The 16,743-nt window shown below is 66.3% G+C and carries 18 protein-coding genes and 1 other RNA gene; 11 read left to right on the plus strand and 8 right to left on the minus strand.

The genetic code is table 11. The annotated features are described in order from the left end of the window. The first annotated feature begins 27 nt into the window (after positions 1 to 27). Positions 28 to 981, plus strand: a complete 954-nt coding sequence (locus VEI45_RS16430; RefSeq protein WP_324855042.1) for a cobalamin biosynthesis protein — start codon at positions 28 to 30, stop codon at positions 979 to 981. On the opposite strand, the gene VEI45_RS16435 is transcribed toward VEI45_RS16430, so the two are convergent. The 3 genes from VEI45_RS16435 to VEI45_RS16445 are packed head-to-tail and all read right to left on the minus strand — an operon-like array spanning position 953 to position 2,965. Continuing rightward, positions 953 to 1,783, minus strand: coding sequence for an SURF1 family protein (locus VEI45_RS16435; protein ID WP_324855044.1), 831 nt, complete (start codon positions 1,781 to 1,783; stop codon positions 953 to 955). The two genes, VEI45_RS16430 and VEI45_RS16435, sit on opposite strands and share 29 nt — an antisense overlap. Further along, complete coding sequence (locus VEI45_RS16440) at positions 1,783 to 2,277, minus strand: low molecular weight protein-tyrosine-phosphatase (protein WP_324855046.1); 495 nt, start codon at positions 2,275 to 2,277, stop codon at positions 1,783 to 1,785. The genes VEI45_RS16435 and VEI45_RS16440 overlap by 1 nt, the downstream gene beginning before the upstream one ends. Continuing rightward, the gene (locus VEI45_RS16445) at positions 2,270 to 2,965 is read right to left on the minus strand and encodes an HAD-IA family hydrolase (RefSeq protein WP_324855048.1); all 696 of its coding nucleotides are present in this window, start codon (positions 2,963 to 2,965) and stop codon (positions 2,270 to 2,272) included. Before VEI45_RS16445 ends, VEI45_RS16440 begins: the two co-directional genes overlap by 8 nt. A 52-nt stretch (positions 2,966 to 3,017) precedes the next feature. Here VEI45_RS16445 and cobC point away from each other — a divergent pair, with 52 nt between their 5' ends. The 5 genes from cobC to VEI45_RS16470 are packed head-to-tail and all read left to right on the plus strand — an operon-like array spanning position 3,018 to position 8,004. Continuing rightward, positions 3,018 to 4,073, plus strand: a complete 1,056-nt coding sequence (cobC, locus tag VEI45_RS16450) for an Rv2231c family pyridoxal phosphate-dependent protein CobC (protein WP_324855050.1) — start codon at positions 3,018 to 3,020, stop codon at positions 4,071 to 4,073. Continuing rightward, positions 4,070 to 5,206 carry a Nif3-like dinuclear metal center hexameric protein gene (locus tag VEI45_RS16455; protein ID WP_324855052.1) on the plus strand — a complete coding sequence of 379 codons (1,137 nt, stop codon included), beginning with the start codon at positions 4,070 to 4,072 and terminating at the stop codon, positions 5,204 to 5,206. The genes cobC and VEI45_RS16455 overlap by 4 nt, the downstream gene beginning before the upstream one ends. Beyond that, entirely contained in the window at positions 5,206 to 5,940 is a 735-nt protein-coding gene (locus tag VEI45_RS16460; protein ID WP_324855054.1) for a zinc ribbon domain-containing protein, read from the plus strand. The genes VEI45_RS16455 and VEI45_RS16460 overlap by 1 nt, the downstream gene beginning before the upstream one ends. After that, positions 5,937 to 7,043, plus strand: coding sequence for a bifunctional RNase H/acid phosphatase (locus VEI45_RS16465; protein WP_324855056.1), 1,107 nt, complete (start codon positions 5,937 to 5,939; stop codon positions 7,041 to 7,043). Before VEI45_RS16460 ends, VEI45_RS16465 begins: the two co-directional genes overlap by 4 nt. A 31-nt stretch (positions 7,044 to 7,074) precedes the next feature. After that, positions 7,075 to 8,004, plus strand: coding sequence for a DMT family transporter (locus VEI45_RS16470; RefSeq protein ID WP_324855058.1), 930 nt, complete (start codon positions 7,075 to 7,077; stop codon positions 8,002 to 8,004). Between the two features lie 23 nt (positions 8,005 to 8,027). Here the strand turns inward: VEI45_RS16470 and VEI45_RS16475 are convergent, their stop codons facing one another. Then, positions 8,028 to 8,744: a 2OG-Fe(II) oxygenase gene (locus VEI45_RS16475; protein ID WP_324855060.1), complete on the minus strand. Its 717-nt coding sequence runs from the start codon at positions 8,742 to 8,744 to the stop codon at positions 8,028 to 8,030. Between the two features lie 96 nt (positions 8,745 to 8,840). On the opposite strand from VEI45_RS16475, the gene VEI45_RS16480 reads away from it, so the two are divergent. The 4 genes from VEI45_RS16480 (at position 8,841) to VEI45_RS16495 (ending at position 11,988) form a co-directional block, all read left to right on the plus strand. Then, positions 8,841 to 10,127: an HNH endonuclease gene (locus VEI45_RS16480; RefSeq protein WP_324855062.1), complete on the plus strand. Its 1,287-nt coding sequence runs from the start codon at positions 8,841 to 8,843 to the stop codon at positions 10,125 to 10,127. 48 nt (positions 10,128 to 10,175) lie between these two features. After that, positions 10,176 to 10,557: RNase P RNA component class A (gene rnpB / locus VEI45_RS16485), an RNA gene on the plus strand. Between the two features lie 865 nt (positions 10,558 to 11,422). After that, the gene (locus tag VEI45_RS16490; RefSeq protein WP_324855064.1) at positions 11,423 to 11,659 is read left to right on the plus strand and encodes a hypothetical protein; all 237 of its coding nucleotides are present in this window, start codon (positions 11,423 to 11,425) and stop codon (positions 11,657 to 11,659) included. Further along, positions 11,659 to 11,988: a hypothetical protein gene (locus VEI45_RS16495; RefSeq protein ID WP_324855066.1), complete on the plus strand. Its 330-nt coding sequence runs from the start codon at positions 11,659 to 11,661 to the stop codon at positions 11,986 to 11,988. Before VEI45_RS16490 ends, VEI45_RS16495 begins: the two co-directional genes overlap by 1 nt. Positions 11,989 to 11,998: 10 nt before the next feature. Here VEI45_RS16495 and VEI45_RS16500 read toward each other — a convergent pair whose 3' ends face one another. The 4 genes from VEI45_RS16500 to panB form a co-directional block, all read right to left on the minus strand. Continuing rightward, positions 11,999 to 12,160 (minus strand): hypothetical protein, encoded by a 162-nt coding sequence (locus VEI45_RS16500; RefSeq protein ID WP_324855068.1) that lies wholly within the window; start codon positions 12,158 to 12,160, stop codon positions 11,999 to 12,001. A 6-nt stretch (positions 12,161 to 12,166) separates the two neighbouring features. Further along, the gene (locus tag VEI45_RS16505) at positions 12,167 to 12,484 is read right to left on the minus strand and encodes a DUF732 domain-containing protein (protein ID WP_324855070.1); all 318 of its coding nucleotides are present in this window, start codon (positions 12,482 to 12,484) and stop codon (positions 12,167 to 12,169) included. A 228-nt stretch (positions 12,485 to 12,712) separates the two neighbouring features. Beyond that, on the minus strand, positions 12,713 to 14,221 hold the full coding sequence (locus tag VEI45_RS16510) for a CYTH and CHAD domain-containing protein (protein WP_324855072.1): 1,509 nt from the start codon (positions 14,219 to 14,221) through the stop codon (positions 12,713 to 12,715). Positions 14,222 to 14,266: 45 nt separating this feature from the next. Then, positions 14,267 to 15,124: a 3-methyl-2-oxobutanoate hydroxymethyltransferase gene (gene panB, locus VEI45_RS16515; RefSeq protein ID WP_324855074.1), complete on the minus strand. Its 858-nt coding sequence runs from the start codon at positions 15,122 to 15,124 to the stop codon at positions 14,267 to 14,269. A 184-nt stretch (positions 15,125 to 15,308) separates the two neighbouring features. On the opposite strand from panB, the gene VEI45_RS16520 reads away from it, so the two are divergent. Further along, positions 15,309 to 16,700 carry a wax ester/triacylglycerol synthase family O-acyltransferase gene (locus VEI45_RS16520; protein WP_324855076.1) on the plus strand — a complete coding sequence of 464 codons (1,392 nt, stop codon included), beginning with the start codon at positions 15,309 to 15,311 and terminating at the stop codon, positions 16,698 to 16,700. Positions 16,701 to 16,743: the final 43 nt, after the last annotated feature.

Raw genomic sequence — 16,743 nt, forward strand, 5'->3', positions numbered from 1 at the left:
GTAGACCACGTGTGAGACGCTGCCGGAGTGTTTGGGGCGACGCGGCATACCCGGGTCGTCGGTGTGCTGGCCGGCTACCTGGCCGACCTCGTGCTGGGGGACCCGCGGGCGGGTCATCCGGTCGCTGGATTCGGCGCCGCGGCAGCGGCGGTGGAGCGGGTCACCTACCGCGACACCCGGATCGGTGGCGCCGCCCATGTCGGCGTCCTCGTCGGCGCGGTGAGCCTGCTCGGCGCCGCGCTGCAGCGGCACGCCCGGCGGCGCGGTCCGCTGTCGTCCGTCGCCGCCACCGCGGCGGCCACGTGGATGGCGCTGGGCGGAACAACCCTGGCGCGCACTGGATCGGCGATTGGCGACCTGTTGAGCCGCGACGATGTCGAGGGCGCCCAACGGCTGCTGCCCGCGCTGTGCGGGCGTGACCCGGCACGGCTCGACGCCGTCGGACTGATCCGCGCCGCAGTGGAGTCGGCCGCCGAGAACACCTCTGACGCACACGTCGCGCCGCTGCTGTGGGCGACGGTGGGCGGCGTGCCCGCCGTCCTCGGATACCGTGCGGTCAACACGCTCGACGCGATGGTCGGCCACCGCTCGCCGCGTTATGCCCGATTCGGTTGGGCCGCCGCACGTCTGGATGACGCGGCAAACTATGTCGCCGCGCGGGTGACCGCGGCGCTGGTGGTGGTGTGCGCGCCGATCGTCGGCGGATCGCCGTCGGGTGCGGTGCGTGCCTGGCGTCGTGACGCCGGCCGTCATCCCAGCCCCAACGCCGGCGTCGTCGAGGCGGCATTCGCCGGGGCGCTGGGCGTACGCCTGGGTGGGCCCACCCAGTACGAGTACGAACTGCAGATCCGGCCCACCCTCGGCGAGGGAGCCCCCCCGTCGGTGGCCGACCTGCGCCGCGCGGTGCGGCTCTCCCGGGCTCTGCAAGCCGCCACGGCCGCACTGGTGGCCCTCAGCGGCGCCGTCCGTAGCGGTCGGTGAGTTTGTCCTCGACGGTGGCCGGGGCCGTGGGCTCGGCGGGCTCAGTGGGAGAGATCTGGCTCTTCTCGGCGCGACGGGCCCGGACCTCGCCATACACGAAATAGCCCAGCAGGATGGGTGCGACGACACCGAACGTGATCCACTGGATGCCGTAGGACAGGAACGGCCCGGCGTCCAGGTGGGGGAGCCCGAGCACGCCGAGCCCGCCGGGCTGGTTGTCGACCAATTGCAGATATGACCCGGCCAGTGGGACCCCGGTCAGCGTCGCTATCTGACTGACGTCGATCGAATACACTTGCCGCACACCGTCACTGACAAATGACTGCTTGTCCAGCACCGGCCGCTCGGAGTCGCGCAGGCGCGCCGTGATGGTCACTGTTCCGTGTGGAGGCGGGGGAATCGGCGGTAGCCGCGAACCTTGCTCGGGCCGCACGTAGCCTCGGTCGACCAAAACGTTGGGGCCGCCGTCGACCAGGAACGGGACCAGCACCTCCAGCGCGGGCTCCCCGTCGGCCACCCGCAAACGGGCCAACAACTGCTTATCCGGCAGGTAGTGGCCCGTCGCCGTCACCTTGCGCCACTGCGCGTCGGGAGCCGACGAATCTTGCTGCGGCAACAAGGTTTTCAACGGGACGGGTGCAGTTGTCAGGGATTGCTGGATTTGGTTGTTCTCCCGTGAGGTCTTGGTGTTCTTCCCCAGCTGCCACGGCGCGAGCACGCTGAAACACAGGTAGGTGAACGCGATCACTACCACAGCCAGCGCCACCCAGCCCGGTCGCAGCAGGAAGCCCAGGCGACGCATCAGCGGTATCCGTTCTGGGCAAGCCGCTCGTCGACCCAGTTGTGCAGGCCGGGCAAGGAAGCCTCGATGGCGGCGAAGACCGCTTCGAAGTCGTCGTGGTCGCCGTAATAGGGGTCGTCGACGTCGAGGACATAAGCACCCGAGCGAGGGTCGAAGGATCGCAGCATCCGGATTCGCTCATCGTCGATCCCGAGTTGGCGGAGCAGCCACACGTGGTTGCGCGCCAGCGCGACCACCAGGTCGGCTTCGATGTGGTCGATGCCGATCTGCGCGGCGAGGTGGTCGGTGGGGTAGCCGTGCTCGCGCAGCACCCGGTTGGCCCGCTCGTCGGCGCACTTGCCGACATGCCAGCCGGCGGTTCCCGCACTGGTCACCCGCACGGCGTCGTGCAGACCGCGTTGGCAGATCTGGTGGGCGAACATCTTCTCGGCCATCGGTGACCGGCAGATGTTGCCGGTGCACACGAACGTGACGTGCAGTCTGCGCTCAGACACCTAACGCCCTCCGCAGCTCGGTGACCGTCGCGACATGCACCGGATCGCTCGTTGTGGTGGCGTTGGCGAAGTCAGCTTGGCCGTATCCCCAGCCGACCACCACCGCGTCGATGCCGTGCGCGGCCGCGCCTTCGACATCGTGCAGGCGGTCGCCGACCATGAGGACGCGTTCCGGAAGGGGCTGCAGTTGTGCCAACGCGTGAGCCAGCACGTCAGCCTTGGTGGCGCGGTCGCCGTCGACGCTGGCTCCCGCGACGACCTCGAAATGCTGGTCAAGCCTGAAATGCGCCAGGATCCGGCGTGCGGTCGGCTCCGCCTTGGAGGTGGCCACCGCGAGCCGGATACCCGCGGCCCGCAGGTCGGCCAGCAAGAGGCTGACCCCGTCGAAGAGGCTATTCATCGCCCAGCCGCGGGTCGTGTACTCAGCGCGGTAGGCGGCGATCGCGGCGTCGGTGTGCTCGCCCAGCCCCATCGCGGACAGGGTGTGGTGCATCGGCGGGCCGACGATCCGGCTGACCAGGTCGCCCTCGGGCATGGCGACCCCGATCTGACCGAGCGCGTGGCGAAAGCTGGACACGATGCCATCAGCGGAGTCGGTGAGGGTGCCGTCGAGGTCGAAGATCACCAGCTGCGGCCGAGACGCCGTGTCTGTCACGTCGCTATTGTCCTCGATGGCCCGACCTGCCATTGGACCGTGTCCCGATACCTGGCCTCGTCGCGCGGTCGTTAGTGTTTCAGGCGTGGCGAGTCTGGATCCGAGCGCATCGATTCCGCTCGCGGCGGCGCGCTACCACGGCGATCAGGCCGCCGACCCGGGCATGCTCGATTTCGCCGTCAACGTCCGTCATGCACGACCGCCGGGTTGGCTGGTACGGCGGCTGGCCGCACGGTTGCCCGACCTGGCGCGCTATCCCGGTGTCGACGACGAGTGCGCGGCGATACACGCCGTCGCGGCCCGTCACGGCCGTGCCCGTGACGAAGTCGCGCTGTTGACCGGAGCCGCCGAGGGATTCGCGTTGCTTCCCAATCTTCGCCCGACGCTGGCGGCGGTGATCGCGCCATCGTTCACCGAGCCGGATGTCGCGCTAAGGTCGGCCGGCGTCCGCGTGCATCACGTCGTCCTTGAGCGGCCGTTCGGTCTGGCCGGCGTCCAGGTACCCGACGACGCCGATCTCGTCGTGGTCGGCAACCCGACCAACCCGACGTCGGTTTTGCACACCCGCGAGCAGATCCTCGCGTTGCGCCGACCCGGGCGGATCGTGGTGGTGGATGAAGCGTTCGCCGATTCAATTCCCGGCGAGCCGGAATCGCTGGCCCGTGAGCCGCTGCCCGACGTGCTGGTATTGCGCAGCCTGACCAAGACGTGGTCGCTGGCGGGCCTGCGGGTGGGCTATGCACTGGGTGCGCCCCACCTGTTGGCCCGGCTGACCGCTCAGCGGGCCCACTGGCCGGTGGGCACGCTGCAACTGACGGCCCTCGCGGCCTGTTGTGCTCCGGACGCCGTGGCCGAAGCCGCGGCGGGTGCCCGGCGGCTGGCGGCGTTGCGCACCGACATGGTGTCGGGCCTACAGTCGGCGGGTGCCGAACCAGTCGATGGCTGTGCGCCATTTGTCTTATTCACCGTTCCGGATGCCGACTTGATCCGAAAGCACCTGCACACCCGAGGAATTGCCGTGCGGCGATGTGACACGTTCGTCGGCCTGGATGGGCGATATTTGCGAGCTGCAGTCCGGCCCGAGTGGCCGGTGCTCGTGGAGGCGATCGCCGAGATGGCGAAGAGCGGGGTACTCCGATGACCGTGCGGCTGGCCGAAGTCATCGACGTGCTGGACGACGCCTACCCGCCCGGGCTTGCCCAGTCGTGGGATTCGGTCGGCTTGGTCTGCGGCGACCCTGACGACGTGCTGGGCTCGGCGACGGTCGCGGTCGACGCCACCGCGGCGGTAGTCGATGAAGTTCCCGAGGGTGGTCTGTTGCTGGCCCACCATCCGCTGCTATTGCGCGGCGTGGACACGGTGGCGGCCAGTACCGCCAAGGGTGCGCTGGTGCACCGCCTGATCCGTTCGGGCCGTTCGCTTTTCACCGCGCATACCAACGCCGACACGGCGTCGCCGGGCGTGTCGGACGCCTTGGCGCAGGCGCTCGGGTTGACCGTTGAGGCGGTGCTGGAGCCATCGCCTGCGGCGCCTGATATGGACAGGTGGGTGATATTCGTACCGCCGGAGAACGCGGATGCGGTACGGGCCGCAGTTTTTGCGGCCGGCGCCGGCGGAATCGGCGACTACTCCCAATGCAGTTGGAGCGTCACCGGCACCGGCCAGTTCCTCCCGGGCGACCGAGCTTCACCGGCTATCGGCAGCGTCGGCGCTCCTGCGCGAGTGGTCGAGGACCGAATCGAGGTCATCGCACCTGCGCGGGCACGCCGCGAGGTGTTCTCAGCGATGCGCACCGCGCATCCCTACACGGAGCCCGCATTTGACATCTTCGCCTTGGCGCCGCCACCCGCCGACGTCGGATTGGGGCGAATATGTTCGTTGGCGCAGCCAGAGTCGTTGAGCACATTAATCTCTCGAGTTAAAGCGGGTCTGCCGCAAACGTCGTGGGGGGTGCGCGCCGCGGGCGATCCGGACATGACGGTGTCCCGCGTCGCGGTCTGCGGGGGCGCCGGCGACTCGCTGCTGAACGCCGTCGCCGCCGCCGAGGTGCAGGCCTTTGTCACGGCCGACTTGCGTCATCACCCGGCCGACGAGCACTGCCGCGCATCGGATGTGGCCTTGATCGATGTCGCGCACTGGGCCAGCGAATATCCTTGGTGTGCACAGGCTGCCGATGTCTTGCGGTCGGCTTTCGGCGCCGACCTTTCCGTACGTGTGTGCCCGATCCGCACCGATCCGTGGAATGTCGATAACGATAGCGAGAGTAAGCAATGATGAAAGCCGCAGTCGCGCAGCAGCGCTCGCTGCTCGAAGTTGCGGAGTTGGACGCTGAACTGGCCAGGATTGCGCATCGCGCCAGCCACCTGCCCCAGCGTCAAGACTATGAGCGAATGCAAGCCGACCAGGTCGCAGCCAATGACCGGTTGGGGGCTGTGCAAATCGCGTTGGAAGACTTGGACGCTCAGGTAGAGCGCCTCGAGTTGGAGATCGACGTGGTACGCCAACGCGAGGACCGGGACCGTTCGCTGCTGCAATCGATCGCCGACGCCAAGCAATTGTCGGAATTGCAGCGTGAATTGGAGACCCTGCAACGCCGCCAGTCCAGCTTGGAGGATTCGCTGTTGGAGGTGATGGAGCGCCGCGAGCAGCTGCAATCGCAACAGACCGCTGAGACGGCGGCGATCGCCGCACTGCAAGCTGATTCGGCGGCGACGCAGCAGGCTCTTGACGGTGTACTCGAAGAAATCGACCAAACTCGACGGCAATACTCGACGCGTCGCGACGAACTCACCGCGGCGTTGGATCCCGAGCTGATAGCGCTCTACGAACGACAGCGCGCCGCCGGCGGCCCGGGTGCGGGTCCACTGCAGGGTCGTCGCTGCGGGGCCTGCCGGATCGAGATCGATCGCGGCGAGTTGTCCAGGATCTCGGCGGCCGCAGAAGACGATGTGCTGCGGTGTCCAGAATGCGGCGCAATCTTGTTGCGAGTCAAAGGCGGTGGCCAGTGAAGGTGGTCGTCGAGGCCGATGGCGGGTCACGGGGTAATCCGGGGCCCGCGGGTTATGGGTTGGTGGTCTGGACAGCGGACCGGTCGACCGTGTTGGCTGAGAGCAAGCAGGCGATCGGCCATGCCAGTAACAACGTCGCCGAATACCGCGGCCTGATTGCCGGTTTGGAGGAGGCGGCGAGGCTGAAGGCCACCGACGTCGCGGTGGCAATGGATTCCAAGCTGGTGGTCGAGCAGATGTCCGGGCGCTGGAAGGTCAAACATCCCGACCTCGCGGATCTCAACGCCCGGGCCCGCACGCTGGCGACGAGGTTCGAGCGGGTCAGCTACACATGGATTCCGAGGGCGGAAAACTCCTACGCAGATCGGCTAGCCAACGAGGCGATGGACGCTGCTGCCGCGGCGGAAGAGCAGCCGCGGAGCGACAATTCAGCCTCGACGACCCAAGCAGGCGAGAACCCGTCGCCGCCGGGCTGGACCGGCGCGCGGGGTAGCGCTACCCGGCTGTTGTTGCTCCGCCACGGCCAGACCGAGCTGTCGGTGCAGCGACGCTATTCGGGACGCGGCAACCCGGGCCTGACCGAGGTGGGGTGGCGGCAGGCCGACGCGGCGGCCCGCTATCTCGCCCGGCGTGGCGGGATCTCGGCCGTGATCGCCTCGCCACTACAACGCTGCTACGACACCGCGGCGACCGCCGCCAAAGCGCTGGGCATGGACTTGACCGTCGACGACGACCTTGTCGAGACCGATTTCGGCGCATGGGAAGGCTTGACGTTCGCTGAGGCCGCGGAAAGCTATCCCGAATTGCATCGACGGTGGCTGCGCGACAGCAGCACAGAGCCCCCGGGCGGGGAAAGCTTCGATCACGTGAACCAGCGGGTCTCCCGGGCGCGGGACCGGATCGCGGCGGAGTACGGCGGCACCACGGTGCTGGTGGTGTCGCATGTGACTCCGATCAAAATGCTGCTGCGCCAGGCGCTCGACGCCGGGCCGGGCATCCTTTACCGGCTACACCTGGACCTGGCGTCGTTGAGCATCGCCGAGTTCTACCCGGACGGTGCTTCGTCGGTGCGGCTGGTCAACCAGACCGCCTATTTGGGTTAGACATCGCGGGCAGCGGGGTAGGCAGGCATTCATGGAGTGGGCGACACATCATGCGGTGGCGATCGGATCGGCACTGCTTGCTGCGTTCTTTGCTGCGGTGGGAATTGTCATCCGGCAGCGCGCGATCCAAGCGGAGGCAGCCCACCGGAACGACGCGAGCGCAATTGTGACGTCGTGGGTTCGACAGCCGGCATGGTGGGCGGGCACACTCGTTGCGGTCGGCGGGTATCTGTTCCAGGCGCTCGCGTTGGCGCATGGATCGTTGTTGCTTGTGCAGCCACTGCTGGTGTCCTCACTATTGTTCGTGCTGCCGCTGGGTGCGAGGTTCTCCAAACAGCATGTGAGTGTGGCGGATTGGTGTTGGGCATTGGCATTGACTGCGGCGCTCGCCGTGTTCGTTTTGGTGGGCCAGCCGCGCGAAGGTCACTATCGCCCGCCCATACCCGCGTGGAGCGTGGCGCTGGCCGGCGCGGTCCCGGTGGTGATCCTCTGTGTGGTAGCGGCCCATCGAACCATTGGTCGAACGCGTGCCATGCTGTTGGCCACCGCCGTCGCTGTGTTGGTGGGCGTGATCGCGGTGCTGACGAAAGTCAGCGTTCACCACCTCGCCATGCACGGGTGGCGTGGGCTACTGACGGTGCCGGCGCCTTATCTGCTCATCGTGCTGGCCGTCGCGGTAACGGTGTTGCAGCAGTCGGCATTTCATGCCGGCGCATTGCAAGCGTCCGTACCAGTCATGCTGGTCGGTGAGCCCATGGTGGCGGTGCTGCTGGGTGTCGTGATACTCGGTGAGCATCTGGCCGTCCGGGGTGCCGGAGCCCTAATACTGGCGGCCGCAGTAATCGCGATGACGGCCGCGACCATCGCGCTGGGCCGCGATTCGGTTCCTCGCACAACGCAAGTCGTTGATACGGCAACATCAACCCCGCGTCCTGTAACAGACGTCACCTCAACCGCATAGGCGCCAGTAAGCCGCTGCGCCGTTCAGGCGGCATCGTGAAAGATCAGTCCCAGCGCGTAGCGCTCGCCCGAACGTACGACGGACAGGCCATGGCGCACCGGTGCCGCCGACCAGCCGCGAGCCGACCGCACCGGCCGGTCGCGGGTAGTGAACAGGTAGCCGTGGCCCTGGGGCAATTGGGTAGTGGTACCGCGTGATTGGGCTCGCGGCCGCTGTTCGACGAGCATGAACTCCCCGCCGGTGTATTCGGTATCCGAGTTGCTGAGGTTGATCACCACTTGAAGCGGAAACACCAAGTCCCCGTAAAGGTCTCGATGCAGAGCGTTCCAGTCGTTCGTCCGGTATTTGAGGACTAGGGCCGTCGGTCTCGTCTGGCCGGCGGCATGGCACATGTCGAGCCATTCATCGAAGCTGTCCGGCCACGGAGCATCCCGGCCCAGCTTGGCCCACCAATCTCGGGCGATCGGCAACAGCCGCGGATACAGCGCCTGCTTGAGGTGCTCGATCGGTTCTGGATAGGGAGTGCGGAAATACCGATACTGGCCCGAGCCGTAGTGCCGAGGCCCCATGTCGATGGTGGCGCGGAACAGTTGATGTTTGCTGTACAGATTGCGCAGCCGTCGGGTCTCGGCGGGCGTCAGGAGCCGGGGCAGCAGCGCTCCGCCGTAATCGTCGACGGCAGCGGCGATGGCGTTCCAGTCGGCGGCGTCGACGCGCTCGTCCCATCGGGTGGCCGGCATCAGCTGCTGCTCCTTTCGGTCCCTCAGCTGTAGACGATAAAGATCCCTCGGATGTGAGGATCATTCTTGTCGCCGCTGCGGTGTAGTATCGAACAGATGTTCGACTCTTTGGCATTAGTCGATCCAGCCAGCGAGGAGTCGGCGCTGGTCGAGCGCATTGCCGAGCTGGAACGGGTCAAATCCGCCGCAGCGGCCGGTCAGGCTCGAGCTGCGGCTGCATTGGATGCGGCCCGGCGGGCGGCCGAGGCCGCGGCGGGTGTGCCGTCCGCGCGGCGCGGACGGGGCGTGGCTAGCGAGGTCGCGCTCGCCCGACGGGATTCACCTTCGCGGGGTAACCGGCACCTGGGCTTCGCCAAGGCCCTGGTGCACGAGATGCCCCACACCCTGGCCGCTCTGGAGGCTGGGGTGCTGACGGAGTGGCGGGCCACCCTGATCGTGCGCGAAAGCGCCTGCCTGGACCTTGAGGACCGGCGGGCCCTGGATGCCGAATTGTGCGCCGACCCGGCCCGCCTGGACGGGGTGGGCGACGCGCGGGTGGCGGCGGCGGCCAAGCGGATCGCGTATCGGCTCGATCCGCAGGCGGTCGTCGACCAGGCCGCCAAAGCCGAAACCGAACGGACGGTGACCATTCGGCCCGCACCGGACGCGATGACATATTTGACGGCATTATTGCCTGTGGCCCAAGGTGTCTCGGTGTATGCGGCGCTGCGACGGGAAGCCGACATCCGCGCCGACGGGCGTTCACGTGGCCAGGTGATGGCCGACACACTGGTGGAACGGGTCACCGGGCGAAGCGCGGCAGCGCCGACGCCGATCGCGGTGAACCTAGTGCTGTCAGACGAGACGCTGCTGGGCGGTTCCAGCGCGCCCGCAGACATCTGCGGCTACGGCCCCATCCCGGCGGCCGTCGCGCGCGGATTGGTCTTGGGCGCTGTCACTGCCGCACGGTCGCGGGCCACGCTGCGTCGGCTCTACGCTCATCCCGGCTCCGGGGGATTGGTGGCAATGGAGTCACGGGCCCGGTTGTTTCCCCGGGGATTGGCTGCCTTTATCGGGCTAAGGGATCAGCGCTGCCGCACGCCCTACTGCGACGCGCCGATCCGCCACCGCGACCATGCACGACCATGGTCCGGGGGCGGTGCGACCAGTGCCAGTAACGGGCTCGGGTTATGCGAGCTATGCAATTACGTCAAAGAAATTGCCGGCTGGCGCGTCGAACCGCGCATCGATGAAACATACAGGCACACAGCGGAATTCATTACTCCCACGGGTGCGCAGTATCGTTCGGGAGCACCTCCGCTGCCCCGAGCGCCGGTGAGGATGGAAATCAGTGAGATGGAAATTGCCGTCGGGATAGCAATCTCGGACTTACATGCCGCTTAGCAAGTTGCTGGCCCCGGCATGGCGCAGCGAGTACCGTATTAATGCGGACGAGTTGGCTGGGCGGCCGCGGCTTGCATGTCGAGTCGAGGAAAGTCCGGACTTCACAGAGCAGGGTGATTGCTAACGGCAATCCGAGGTGACTCGCGGGAAAGTGCCACAGAAAACAGACCGCTACCTGGTAGCAAGGGTGAAACGGTGCGGTAAGAGCGCACCAGCATTCCGGGTGACCGGAATGGCTCGGCAAACCCCACCCGAAGCAAGGCCAAGAAGACCGCGCCACGGTGCGGTCGCGCAGGCGCTGGAGGGTTGCTCGCCCGAGCCTGCGGGTGGGCCGCTCGAGGCACCCGGTGACGGTGTGCCCAGATGGATGGTCGCCGCCGCGTTACCTGGTAACGCGGAACAGAATCCGGCTTACAGGCCAACTCGCCCGCCCTGTGCTGTTGACCTGTACCTTCATCTATTCTGCGCCGCTTCCGTCCGCAGTGCGTCCGCAGTAAATCCGAGCACCGAGTCAATCGCGTCCCGTGTCCGGTCATCGGAGTCCGGCCATAGATGGCTGTAGGTGTCCGACGTTTCGACCGCGCTGGCGTGGCCCAGACGGGACTGGACCGTCTTGACGCTTTCGCCGTGGCGAATCAGCAGGCTCGGCTCGCGTAGTAGTGGCGCAGTTAAGGGCGCCGGCGACGAGCCCTGCCCCTGCACCGTGACGAGTTGGCGGTCCACGTCACGGTCCGCTCAAGGAACCGCACCCGGTCGACCGTGAGGCCGAAACGCCCTGGCGCATCCCCGTGCCCGCCGCCACCGTGACGAGCCCCTGTAACGGGGATGGCAGGGCATCGCGGACCGCCGCCACTTGCTCGGTCGTCAGCGGAACAATCTGCTTGCGTTGCGCCTTTGGCAGTTTCGTTCCGTCGCACGGATTCGACGCGATCCGCCGATCCCGGACCGCGGCCCTCATCACGGTGGAAACGATGCCGTGTATGACGCCAACGGTGGCCGGCGCCAGCTCCAATCCCTTAACCCACACCTGTACGTCGCTGGGCATGACCGACGAGAGGCAACGATCACCCGGCACCGGGTAGGCGTGTCTGCGAAGCATCGTTTCGACATGCGCCCGTGAGCTTGGACGTTGTACCTGTATCGTCCGCCACCGCTCCGCATAGTCCCGGAAAGTCTCTTGACTGGCCTTCGGGTCTACGTACTGTCCGGTGACCACGGAGGGTGAATGCGCCCGCTCGGGAGCCGAACTCGTACAGCCTTATTCCGCAGGGCACCCTGGCGCTGTCCGGGAACCTATGGGGGCACCCATCGCGACGACCACTCAAATCGCCGCCGGCACCGCGCTGGTGATGTCGGCGAAGGCCTGCGCCGGAATCTTCTGGCAGCGCCTTGGGCTCAGGGTGGAGTTCAATATGTGGAGCGACTCCTACTGGAGCGCCAATACGTACGGCTTCCGCGCGGAAGAGCGTGTGGCGCTTAGTGTTCCGCGCCCCAGCGCCCTGAACATCGTCACGGGATTGCCTAGCTCGTGATGCCCATGGTTGCGCCTCAGAGCCCGGTCGGTGCAGATCTGCACCAACCGGACCCTGACGAGCCGGTGGAAGTTTCCCCGGTGGCGTTCGTCGAAGTCGAGCTCGAGAAAGAGGTCAGCATGGCGGTTCAGGCAATCAGGGATGCGGTCGAGGCCGCGGTTCCTGAGATCGTGAAGGTGCGCGTGCTAAAGCCGTACCGAGTGGTATGGGAAGGCAAGCCCTATGTTGGTGGCGACGTCGTTGAGATCCCTAGCGACACGGCTAAGTCATGGATTGGATCGAAATGGGTTGAGCCAGTTCCTGTTTCGCAGAAGAAGGAGATAGCGTAATGTCTGGACTTCAAACCGGGCAGGTCAGCGCCGGAACTACCGCGACACTGGTCTGCACCGTCGGGAGCGTCCCTGACGCCGAGGGCGTGCTGATCAACTCCAGCGCCGCGGCGTTCATCGGCGGCAGCTCGAGCGTGACGGCTTGGACGGGTTTCCCGGTCGCGGCTAACACGCGTGTTCATATGCCAGTGCAAAGGAAAGGGGCGTCGCACACATTGCCGGGGCAATAGGTTCGGTGTGCGGCGTTGACCAAGGAATCGGTCTCTAACAACGTAATGTTCTTCTTGGCCAACTCGGCGTGGAGGTCGTCGGCAATTTGTTGTGGCGTCCAACCCCAAGTGAGGTCGTAGCAGACGTCGTGCGCCTCCGCGATGAGTGCGTGTTCGGTGTTCGGCGGCCAAGTGAGGCCGGCGGCGCGCAGTTGAGCGAGGTACGCGTCATCATCGGGATTGGCAGTCGCAATCGCAGCGCTAGCAACGAGGGCAGCGCCAGCCATCATGGGGATGGTAAGTCTGGCCAGCCAGCGAGGTGAGGGCATTTGCTGCGCTTCCTTTCTTCTTGGCGTTGACGATGCCGTCAGTGGGCGGGTCCAAAGCGGCACGAATATGAACGACGGCTGCCTCAGCTTAGACCAGTGGTTTTATCGAACAGCCAACACAGCTAAGACGAGCAACGACCAGATGACAGCATCCGGCTTACAAGCCAGCTCGCCCGCCCTGCCGGCTCACTTCGAGAGCTTGCGCAGTGCTTTGAAGAGTTTCCGCAGCGCCGGCTCGAGCTGCCGGAGGTATTCGCGCGCCAAGTCTGAGTCCTGCTGGTGGAGCAGCCCATAAGTGAACGCGTCCTCGCACGCCGCGTGCGCGGCGTCGGCTTGCTCTGTCAGGTGCTCGCGGCTGACCACGCAGTCCTGGCGATCACCGAGCAACGACTGGACTTTTTTCGCCCGCTTCGACACCTTCTTCGCGTCCATCGCCGTCGCGGTGTAGCGAAGCCGCTTGGCGCGCTTACGGATTCGATGTATCGCCTCGTCGAGGTCCTCGTCGGCGGCCCGTCTTGCGGTCTTGGCGGCCTTTCGCACCTTCTTGCCGGCGGCGGCGACGGCGACGGAACGGGACCCCTGGCCAGTCGGCGGAGTTGTCGCGACCACCGCCTCTAGGGCGTCGAGCAAACGGAAATACCGCGGTGAACGCATCGCGGCCAACGAACGCCGCACCCCGGCCCGATACCGCTGCTCCGCGCCGTCGATCAGCCGGTCCCGAATAGGCCCGCGTGCCAGCTTCGGTGGCAACTTGTCGAGAGCGGCGCGGTAGCGCTCGGCCAGCACTTCGGCGTCGCGGGCCTCGCCCAATACGTTGGCCAGCTCGCGCAGCTCGTCGAGGATTGACGTGTCATCGGCCCGTCCGAACGAATCCGGCGAGGCCTGCAGCACGCTGCGGATCTTGCGGGCGGTCACCCGCATCTGGTGCACAGCGTCGTCGGCCCCAGCGCGTACGGCGCGATCCCACACCAGCAGCTCATCGAGCTGCTCGGCGACGGCCCGATGGAGCGGGTCGGCGGCTCGGGCAGCCAGATCGTTCGGCGTCGTGCCGAGCACCCGCGCCAACTTCGAACCGTGCCCCGCGGGTGCTGCACCGGCGCCAAGCAGCCGATCGCTCAGCCTATCCATCAGCCCGGTGTTGGTCGCTGGCTGGGCGAGTTCGAGCTCCCACTCACGCCACCGCTGCTCGACTCCGGGCGCGTCGGGGGTGGCTGGCCGCGACGCGATGACCCGATCGTCGCAGAATTCAGCCAGCGCCGCGTCGTTGGCACCGTAGAGCTGGTGGACCTGCCGCCTGGTCGTTATCCGCGCCACCGGGCGCACCGGGCGGTCCCGGACGATTGCCAGCACCAGGTCCAGCAGCTCGGTTGGCACATCTTCGTGACCATCGTCGTCGCTGCCGTTCGCTGTACCTAGCGGCGCACGAACCTCGGTGCGGGCGTCTGGTCCCGCCGGCAGCTTCAGGTGCCAACCGGCATCGTCGCCGCCGGTGCGACGGCGCAACGTGATTCGCCTGGACGCCAGATCGCGCGCCGCGGTGTCGTAGTAGATGGCGTCGAGTTCCTGCGCCGGGAGTCGCTCCACCCGGAGAACGTCCGCAATACCGGCGAACGACGGTGAGCTCGTGGACTCGCCGACGTCGAACTTGCGCTCCACCTCCAGATAACGCGACGTGCTCGGGGCGCTGTCAGCCATCGTCGCTTCTAGTGAGTCCCTCGTAGTGTGCTAAAGCAGCGGCGTTTAGAAGCTGTGCTCGTCGGCCGGGAAGGCCCCTGCGGCGACTTCTTCGGCGTACTGGGTTGCCGCGCGGTGCAATTCGCCTCCGACATCACCGAACCGCTTGACGAACCGAGCGGTTTTGCCGCTGGTGAGCCCGGCCATGTCTTGCCAAACCAGCACCTGGGCGTCGCAATTGGGTCCGGCGCCGATGCCGACGGTCGGAATGGTCAGCTTGCCGGTGATCTGGGTGGCCAGCTCGGCCGGCACCATCTCCATCACCACCGAGAACGCACCGGCCTCGGCAACGGCGATCGCGTCAGCGATGGTCTGTTCGGCGGCGTCCCCTCGGCCCTGCACCCGGAAACCGCCCAGGGTGTTGACGCTTTGCGGGGTGAAGCCGATGTGTGCCATCACCGGGATACCCGCGGCGGTCAGGGTCGCGATCTGCTCAGCGACTCGTTCCCCGCCTTCCAGCTTGACTGCATGCGCGCCGGCTTCCTTCATGAATCGGGTCGCGGCGGCGAGCGCGGCGACAGGCCCGGCCTCGTAACTGCCGAACGGCAAATCCGCTACCACCAGAGCGTGCGGTGCGCCCCGCACCACGCCGCGCGCCAGCGGGATCAGCTCGTCGACCGAGATCGGCACCGTGGTGTCATAGCCGTAGACGACGTTGGCGGCCGAGTCGCCGACCAGCAGCACCGGGATGCCGGCGTCATCGAAGATTCGGGCGGTGGAGTAGTCGTAGGCCGTCAGCATGGCCCACTTGTGGCCTTCGGCTTTCATTTTCTGCAGGTGATGGACGCGGACCTTGGTCCGCGGCGTGCCAGCAGCATCACCCGGCAGGGCGGGGTGCGCCCGGTAAACAGCGTGCTCAGACATCATTGTCCCTAGTTGTGGTCGGGTCGATCCTCGTGGCCCAGTAGGGTCCCCGGGTTCGTCTGACGTTGCCAGTCTGCCACCTGCCGTCGCGCAAGTGCACACCCGGTTCAGTGGACTTCCTCACAGCGGTACCCATCGCTACGATTCCCGGTCCGCCGTGCAGCCGCAGACATACCATCGGCGCATGCAGCGGCTCAGCGGACTCGACGCCAGTTTTCTGTATCTAGAAACCCAATCGCAGCCGCTGCATGTCTGTTCGATTCTCGAGCTCGATACCTCAACGATGCCGGGCGGCTACACCTTCGATCGGCTCCGCGACGAGTTGGCGGTCCGGATCAAGGCAATGCCGCAGTTCCGGGAGAAGCTCGCCGACAGCCCGCTGAACCTAGATCACCCGGTGTGGTTGGACGACAACAACTTCGACGTAAGTCGGCATCTGCACCGCATCGGGCTGCCGCCGCCGGGTGGACGAATAGAGCTCTCCGAGATCTGCGGTCACATCGCCGCTTTGCCGCTGGACCGCACCCGGCCGTTGTGGGAGATGTGGGTCATCGAGGGCGTCGCGGGCACCGATGCCCAGCAAGGTGGCCGTCTGGCGGTGATGACCAAAGTGCATCACGCCTGCGTCGACGGCGTGACCGGAGCGAATCTGATGTCGCAGCTGTGCAGCACTGAAGCAGATGCGCCGCCACCCGAACCGGTGGAGGGAGTTGGGGGCGCCAACCAAATCGAGATCGCGTTGACGGGAGCCGTCAAGTTCGCGTCCAGGCCGCTGCGCTTGGCCAATGCGCTGACGGACACCGCGTCGTCGGTGGTCAAGACAGTGCTGCGGGCGCGCAGCGGCCAGACCATGGCGCCGCCGTTCGCGGCACCGCCGACCGCCTTCAATGCGAGCATCACCCCTCACCGCAACGTCGCCTACGCGCAGCTGGACCTGAAGGACATCAAGAAGGTCAAGAGTCATTTCGATGTCAAGGTCAACGACGTGGTGATGGCGCTGGTGTCCGGCGTGCTGCGGCAGTTTCTGCTTGACCGTGGCGAACTGCCGGACTCGTCGTTGGTGGCGATGGTGCCGGTATCGGTGCACGGGCGATCTGATCGCCCTGGGCGTAACCAGGTCTCGGGAATGTTCTCAAAGTTGGAAACCCAGATCGCGGATCCGGCGGAACGGCTCAAGTCCATTGCCGAAGCGAATTCAGTTGCCAAGGAACATAGTTCGGCGATCAATGCCACTCTTTTGCAGGACTGGTCGCAGTTCGCCGCGCCGGCGGTGTTCGGTTTGGCGATGAGGGCATACGCCCGAACCCGGCTGACCAAGAGTCGTCCGGTGCACAACCTGGTGGTTTCCAACGTGCCGGGGCCACAGATGCCACTGTATTTGCTGGGCAATGAGGTGAAAGCGATGTATCCGCTCGGGCCGGTCTTCCACGGTTCGGGTCTGAACATCACCGTGATGTCGCTGAACGGCAAACTTGACGTCGGCCTCATCGCCTGCGCGGAGCTGGTGCCGGACTTGTGGGAGTTGGCCGACGACTTCACCGTCGGGATGGAAGAACTGCTGCTCGCGACACAGTAGAGCGCCCGGTCGCCGTGCGGCAACAGCAGCCTCGCGTCGACCC

Origin of the sequence: Mycobacterium sp. (assembly GCF_035623875.1) — a bacterium.
In the GTDB taxonomy this organism is placed as follows: domain Bacteria; phylum Actinomycetota; class Actinomycetes; order Mycobacteriales; family Mycobacteriaceae; genus Mycobacterium.